At 68.2% G+C, this 6,465-nt stretch carries 4 protein-coding genes; 1 reads left to right on the forward strand and 3 read right to left on the reverse strand.

All coding sequences use genetic code 11. The features are described 5' to 3' along the window. Entirely contained in the window at positions 1–2,247 is a 2,247-nt protein-coding gene (locus AACH06_RS14330; protein ID WP_341426406.1) for a patatin-like phospholipase family protein, read from the forward strand. A 34-nt stretch (positions 2,248–2,281) separates the two neighbouring features. On the opposite strand, the gene AACH06_RS14335 is transcribed toward AACH06_RS14330, so the two are convergent. From AACH06_RS14335 to AACH06_RS14355, 3 genes are read right to left on the reverse strand one after another with little or no spacing between them, the layout of a single operon-like run. Next, positions 2,282–3,259 carry a metallophosphoesterase family protein gene (locus tag AACH06_RS14335; RefSeq protein WP_341426407.1) on the reverse strand — a complete coding sequence of 326 codons (978 nt, stop codon included), beginning with the start codon at positions 3,257–3,259 and terminating at the stop codon, positions 2,282–2,284. Between the two features lie 33 nt (positions 3,260–3,292). Further along, positions 3,293–4,198: a hydroxymethylglutaryl-CoA lyase gene (locus AACH06_RS14340; RefSeq protein WP_341426419.1), complete on the reverse strand. Its 906-nt coding sequence runs from the start codon at positions 4,196–4,198 to the stop codon at positions 3,293–3,295. Positions 4,199–4,206: 8 nt separating this feature from the next. Beyond that, complete coding sequence (locus AACH06_RS14355; protein WP_423222032.1) at positions 4,207–6,231, reverse strand: acetyl/propionyl/methylcrotonyl-CoA carboxylase subunit alpha; 2,025 nt, start codon at positions 6,229–6,231, stop codon at positions 4,207–4,209. Positions 6,232–6,465: the final 234 nt, after the last annotated feature.

Here is a 6,465-nt window from a genome sequence, read left to right on the forward strand (position 1 = left end):
ATGCCATGGCGCCCCCTGCTTGTCTTCTGTCTCGGCCTCGCGTCGGCCGCCGCCGCATTCGCCCAGCCTGCGGCTGAGGTGCCGCCACCACTGGGCCGGCCACGGATCGGTCTGGTGCTGTCGGGTGGCGGTGCGCGGGGCTTGGCCCACATCGGCGTGCTGAAGGTGCTGGAGCGTGAGCACGTGCCGGTCGACGTCATCGCGGGCACGTCGATGGGCGCGATCGTCGGCGGCTTGTACGCCAGCGGCATGAAGGCTGACGACATCGAGCGCGAGCTCAAGCGCATCGATTGGGTGAGGCTGTTCGCCACCCGTGTCAGCCGCCAGCAGCTCACCCAGCGCCGGAAGGAAGAAGACTTCGAGATCGCCAGCGCGATCGAATTGGGCATCGACGACGAGGGCTCGTTCCGGGCGCCGCAGGGCGCGGTGTCGAGCCGCGGGCTGGAGACGCTGCTCAGGCGCTTCACCCTGCCGGTGCGTGCGGTGACGAAGTTCGATCAGTTGCCCATCCCGTTTCGTGCGGTGGCGACCAACATGGAGACGGGCGACGCCGTCATCCTCGGCGAAGGCGATCTGGCGATGGCGCTGCGTTCGAGCATGAGCGTGCCGGGCGTCTTTCCCCCCACGGAAGTCGATGGCCATGTGCTGGGCGACGGTGGCCTGGTCAACAACGTGCCGGTGGATGTGGCGCGGGCCATGGGCGCCGACATCGTCATCGCCGTGAGCATCGGCACGCCGTTGGCAGGGCGCGAAACCCTGTCGTCGGCCCTCGGGCTCACGTCGCAGATGATCAACATCCTGACCGAGCAGAACGTCAAGCGCAGCCTCGCCACCTTGCTGACCGGCGACGTGCTGATCGCGCCCGATCTCGGTGAGCTGACCTCAGGCGATTTCAATCGCGCAGCCGATTTCATTCGCCTCGGCGTCGAAGGGGCCGAAACCCAGCAGACGCGCCTGGCCCAGATCGCGATGCCGGCCGAGGCCTACACGGCCTGGCGCGCCGAGCGCCACACCGGCAACGTGCCCACGCCCCAGCTCGCGTTCGTCGCCTTCGAAGGCACGAGTGTGACCAACCCGGCGCGCTTCGAGGGCCAGTTGCTGTCCCAGCCGGGCCAGCCGTTCGACCCCGAAAAGGCGGCGCGCGATGCGCGACAGCTGGCCGCCAGCGGCGACTACGTCCGCTCGGACTACCGGCTGGTCGACACCACCAGCGGCGCCACCGGCATCGTCTTCGATCTCGAAGACAAGCCCTGGGGGCCCAATTACCTCAGCATCGGGCTCGACCTGTCCACCGACTTCGGCGGCCACAGCGCGTTCAACATCAAGATGAGCCACAACCGGCACTGGCTCACGCCCAGTGGCACCGAGTGGCGCAATCGCCTGCAGATCGGCGAAGTGCCGCAAGTCTTCAGCGAGATCTACCACCCGCTGAACTGGACGATCGGTCTGTGGAACGACTGGTTCGTGGCGGGCTGGGGCCAAGCCGAACGCCGTGTGCTGTCGCTGTACGAGGCCGATGCCGGCGAAGAAATCGGACAGCTGCGGCGCACCACCGGCCGAGTGGGGGTGGACATCGGCCAGCCCTGGGGACGCCTGGGCGAGTTGCGTCTCGGGTTGACGCACCAGATCGGCCGCAGCGAGCCGACGCTGCTGTCGGCCGGCTACGACGGCCCCACCAGCGCCGAGACCTGGAACGAGACCGCGCTCCGCGGCCGCGTCGTGATCGACCAGCTCGACTACGCGAACTTCCCGCAGTTCGGCTACCGAGCGTTGGGCGAGGTGCAGATTGGACGCCGCCATCACGAAGGCGACCAGGGCTTGTCACGCGTCGAGGGCCAGGTGACCGGCGCCTACACCTGGGGCGCCCACACCGTGAACCTGTTCGGCCTGGTGGAGATGTCCGACGCGCGGGCCGATGCGATCGTGGGGCAATACGCCCTGGGCGGCTTCCAGCGGCTGTCGGGCTATCGCCCGAACCAACTGGCGGGCAATGCCGTGGTCTTCGGGCGGGCCAACTGGTACATGCGCCTGGCCGAGCCGCCGGTCTTCGCGCGGGGCTTCTTCATCGGCGCGTCGATCGAGGCGGGCAACGCCTGGGCCAGCCGGCGCCGCATCTCACTGGGCGATCTGCGAGCCGGCGGCAGCCTTTACCTTGGGGCCGACACCGGCATCGGCCCGATGTACCTGGGCCTGACGTGGGCACCGCAAGGCGAAGCCGGCCTGGCGTTGATGATCGGCCGGCCCTGACCGGCAAAGCCGGTGCGGCGAAACCGCCCCATCGTCAGTAGACGATGACGGGCTCGATGTCGAACAACGTGGGCAGCGACGGATCGATCGTCACCTTCACCCAGTGCAGCGATGGGCTGCCGAAGGTTTCGATGCGCGTCAGGTGGGTCAGTTGCCGGCGACCGAGATAGATCGGCATGTCGACCTTGTAGAAGTGCATGTCGCCGTGCACCAGCAGCACCTGTCCGCGAAACGCCTGTGTCTCGGCCACCAGGGCGTCCATGAAGCGTCGATAGCCGGTATAGATCGGTGAGCGCGACTCATCGACCTCGGTCGTCTCGGGCAGATCGAACCCGGGGTCGGCCTGGAACACCGTGACCACGCCTCGCGCGCCCTGCTGGCGTGCCACCGCGAAAGCCTCGTGCAGCCACCGAATGTTGGCCTGGTCTCGCGCCTCGTATTCAGCGTTGTCCGCCTCGCACTCGGCCGGACCGCGGGCGCTCTTGAAGCTGCACTCTTGCGCGTCGGCCACGCGGTTGTTGTTGCTGCCGGGGATGTTGAAGGTGGCGAAGACCACGCCGCCTTTCTCGAAGCGCAGGTTCTCCACGTAGGGCGCGGCTTGCTGGATGACCGGCATGGTGCGTTCGCCCAGGCTGGTGGGTTGCCCGAACATCACCCGGCGCAGGTGATCGAGCCGTTCGAGGTTGTTGTAGCCCCCGTTGCTCAGGCGGTGGCAGTCGGTCCACTCGTTGTCGCCCGGCGTGTAGAAGGCCGGCGCCTTCAGGCGATTGAACAAGGCCAGCGCGTCGGTGTAGACCGCGTCATCGCAGCGCGAGCCACCGTCCTTGATGTCGCCGTCGTGGATCGAGAAAGCGATGTCGGCGGCGTTGAGGCTGTCGATCGTCGCCTTCAGGCCGGGGTCATCGCCGTTGCGCTTGTACGGCATGTCGCCCCACAGCGCGAAGCTGAAGCGCCCCTCCCCCTGCGCCGGCTGAATCGCCGGGGCCGCACAGCCCGCGAGCAACCAGGCCACGACACCACACCACCCGGCCGCACGCATGTCGCGTCAGCCCCGCTTGGCCAGCATCGCGCGGGCCACGCGCGAACCGGTCGTCTGGCCCAGTGCGGCGCGAATGGCCACGCCAGCGTCGATGAGCGCATCCAGATCGATGCCGGTGTCGATGCCCAACCCGTGCAGCAGGTAGACCACGTCTTCGGTGGCCACATTGCCCGTCGCGCCTTTGGCGTAGGGGCAGCCGCCCAGGCCCGACACGCTGGTGTCGAAGCTCGCGATGCCCAGTTCCAGGCTGGCGTACACGTTCGACAGGGCCTGGCCGTAGGTGTCGTGGTAGTGCCCGCTGACCTCGTCGAGCGGATAGTGCTTCAGCGCCGCTTCGAGGGCGCGCTGCACCTTGCGGGGCGTGCCCACGCCGATGGTGTCGGCCACGCCCACGTGCTGCACGCCGATTTCTTTCATCAGCCGAGCGACGAGTTCGACCCGCTCGGGCGCAATTTCACCCTCGTACGGGCAGCCCACCGCGCACGAGATGGCGCCTCGCACCTTGAGGCCGGCGGCGCGCGCCGCTTCGGTCACCGGCGCGAAACGTTCGATGGATTCGGCGATCGAGCAGTTGATGTTCTTCTGGCTGAAGGCTTCGCTCGCGGCGCCGAACACGACGATCTCATCCGGCCGCGTCAGCACCGCAGCCTCGTAGCCCTTCATGTTGGGCGTCAGCACCGAATAGCGCACGCCGGCCTGGCGGCGGATGCCGGCCATCACCTCGGCGTTGTCGGCCATCTGCGGCACCCACTTGGGGCTGACGAAGCTGGTGATCTCGATCTCTTTCAGGCCGGCGGCCTGCAGCGCATGGACGAGGGCGATCTTGTGTTCGGCGGCGACCGGCTGCTTTTCGTTTTGCAGGCCGTCACGCGGGCCGACATCCACGATCTTGACGCGGCGGGGCAGGTTCATCGGGGTCCTCACTCGGCCAGGCGCAGCAGTTCGCCGCCTTCGGCGACCTGGTCGCCCACGGCGTACAGCAGCTCGGTCACCACGCCGGCGCGCGGTGCGCTGATGGTGTGCTCCATCTTCATCGCCTCCATCACCGCCAGCGCTTGGCCGGCGGTCACCTGATCACCCGGCTTCACATGGATGGCGATCACCTTGCCCGGCATCGGTGCGGTGAGCCGGCCTGCGCCACCGGCCGCCTCGCCCGCATGGGCGATGGGGTCGATCTCCTGCAGCTCCTGTGAGCCATGGGCGCCGTACACCGCCACGCGCTCGCCGACCAGGTACACCGTCAGCGTGTGGCGCTCGCCACCGATCACCACGTCGTACCGATCGTCGCCCAGCGAACGGGTGACCAGCGGCCACTGTTCGCCGCCGATCGCCAGGCGGAGCGCGCCGTCATGCAGGCGCTCCAGCGTGGCCACATGGTGCTGGCCGCCCAGCTGCAGATCGAAACGGCGGCGGGCGGTGCCATGGATGCGCCAGCCATCGCGCTTGGACCACGGGTCGGCGCTCTCCAGCGCCTGCTCGCTCGCGATCTTCTGCGCGATGACGCCGGCTGCCGCCAAGGGCAGCGGCAACCCAGGGGCATCGAACAGCACGGCACGCTCGCGCTCGATCAGCGCGGTGTCCAGATCGGCGGTGGCGAACGAGGGGCTGGCGGCCACGCGGCGCAGGAAGGCCACGTTGGTCGCCAGGCCGACGATGTGGGTGTCGCGCAGCGCGGCATCCAGCCGGGCCAGCGCCTGCGCGCGGTTCTCGCCCCAGACGATGAGCTTGGCGATCATCGAGTCGTAGTACGGGCTGATCGCATCACCTTCGCGCACGCCGGCATCGACACGCACAGGCGCCGGATCTTGTGCCGGCGCGGCGCCTGCGTGGCGCGCGAAACCCACATGCGCTGGCCAACGCAGCACCGACAGGGTGCCGGTGGCGGGCAGGAAGTTCGCATCGGGGTTCTCGGCACAGATGCGCGCCTCGATCGCATGGCCGTGGATCTTCAGCTCATGCTGCTGGGCGGGCAGCGGCTGCCCTGCGGCCACGCGCAGCTGCCACTCCACCAAGTCATGGCCGGTGATGGCTTCGGTGACCGGGTGCTCCACCTGGAGGCGGGTGTTCATCTCCATGAAGTAGAAGCGCAGATCGCCGTCGGCCAGCTCTTCAGCGATGAACTCGACGGTGCCCGCCCCCACGTAGCCCACCGCCTTGGCGGCAGCCACTGCGGCGGCGCCCATCTCGGCCCGACGCGCCTCGCTCATGCCGGGCGCGGGCGCCTCTTCCAGCACCTTCTGGTGGCGACGCTGCACCGAGCAATCGCGCTCGAAGAGGTACACGCACTGCCCCTGCGTGTCACCGAAGACCTGGATCTCGATGTGGCGCGGCTCGGTGACGTAGCGCTCGACCAGCACATGGTCGTCACCAAAACTGGCCTTCGCTTCGCGCTGGCAAGAAGCCAGCGCGGCGACGAAGTCTTCCGGCTTGTCGACCTTGCGCATGCCGCGCCCACCGCCACCGGCGCTGGCCTTGATGAGCACCGGAAAGCCGATGCGCTGGGCCTGCTCGGCCAGGAAGGCGGGGTCGTTGTTGTCGCCGTGATAGCCGGGCACCAAGGGCACGCCGGCCTTTTCCATCAGGGCCTTCGCCGCCGACTTGCTGCCCATCGCCGCGATGGCCGAGGGCGGCGGGCCGATGAAGACGAGCCCAGCGTCTGCGCAGGCCTGCGCAAACTCTTCGTTCTCGCTCAGGAACCCGTATCCGGGGTGCACCGCCTGCGCGCCGGTCGCCTTCGCGGCCTCGAGGATGCGCTGCCACTGCAAATAGCTGTCTTTCGCCGCATTGCCGCCGATGTGGACAGCCTCGTCGCAAACGCGCACATGCTTGGCGTGGGCATCGGCGTCGGAATACACCGCCACCGTCTGCACCCCCAGGCGCCGAGCGGTCTCGGCGACACGGCAGGCGATCTCGCCGCGGTTGGCAATCAGGATCTTTTTAAACACGGTTGGCTCCCGCGGCTCGATCGCCGTTCGCTTCGCTCACCAGGCCATGTGGCTTCGGCATCACGTCGGCGTAGCCGACATGAGCCTTCACCGCAACCGCCCATCGGCCGTTGTCGCCGCGGTTGGCAATCAGGATCTTTTTAAACACGGTTGGCTCCCGCGGCTCGATCGCCGTTCGCTTCGCTCACCAGGCCATGTGGCTTCGGCATCACGTCGGCGTAGCCGACATGAGCC

It is taken from the genome of Ideonella lacteola (assembly GCF_038066555.1).
Taxonomy (GTDB): Bacteria; Pseudomonadota; Gammaproteobacteria; order Burkholderiales; family Burkholderiaceae_C; genus Ideonella; species Ideonella lacteola.

Coding starts and splice junctions, on each gene's coding strand:
- AACH06_RS14330 (WP_341426406.1), top strand. CDS start 1: ATGCCATGGCGCCCCCTGCTTGTCTTCTGTCTCGGCCTCGCGTCGGCC.
- AACH06_RS14340 (WP_341426419.1), bottom strand. CDS start 4,198: ATGAACCTGCCCCGCCGCGTCAAGATCGTGGATGTCGGCCCGCGTGAC.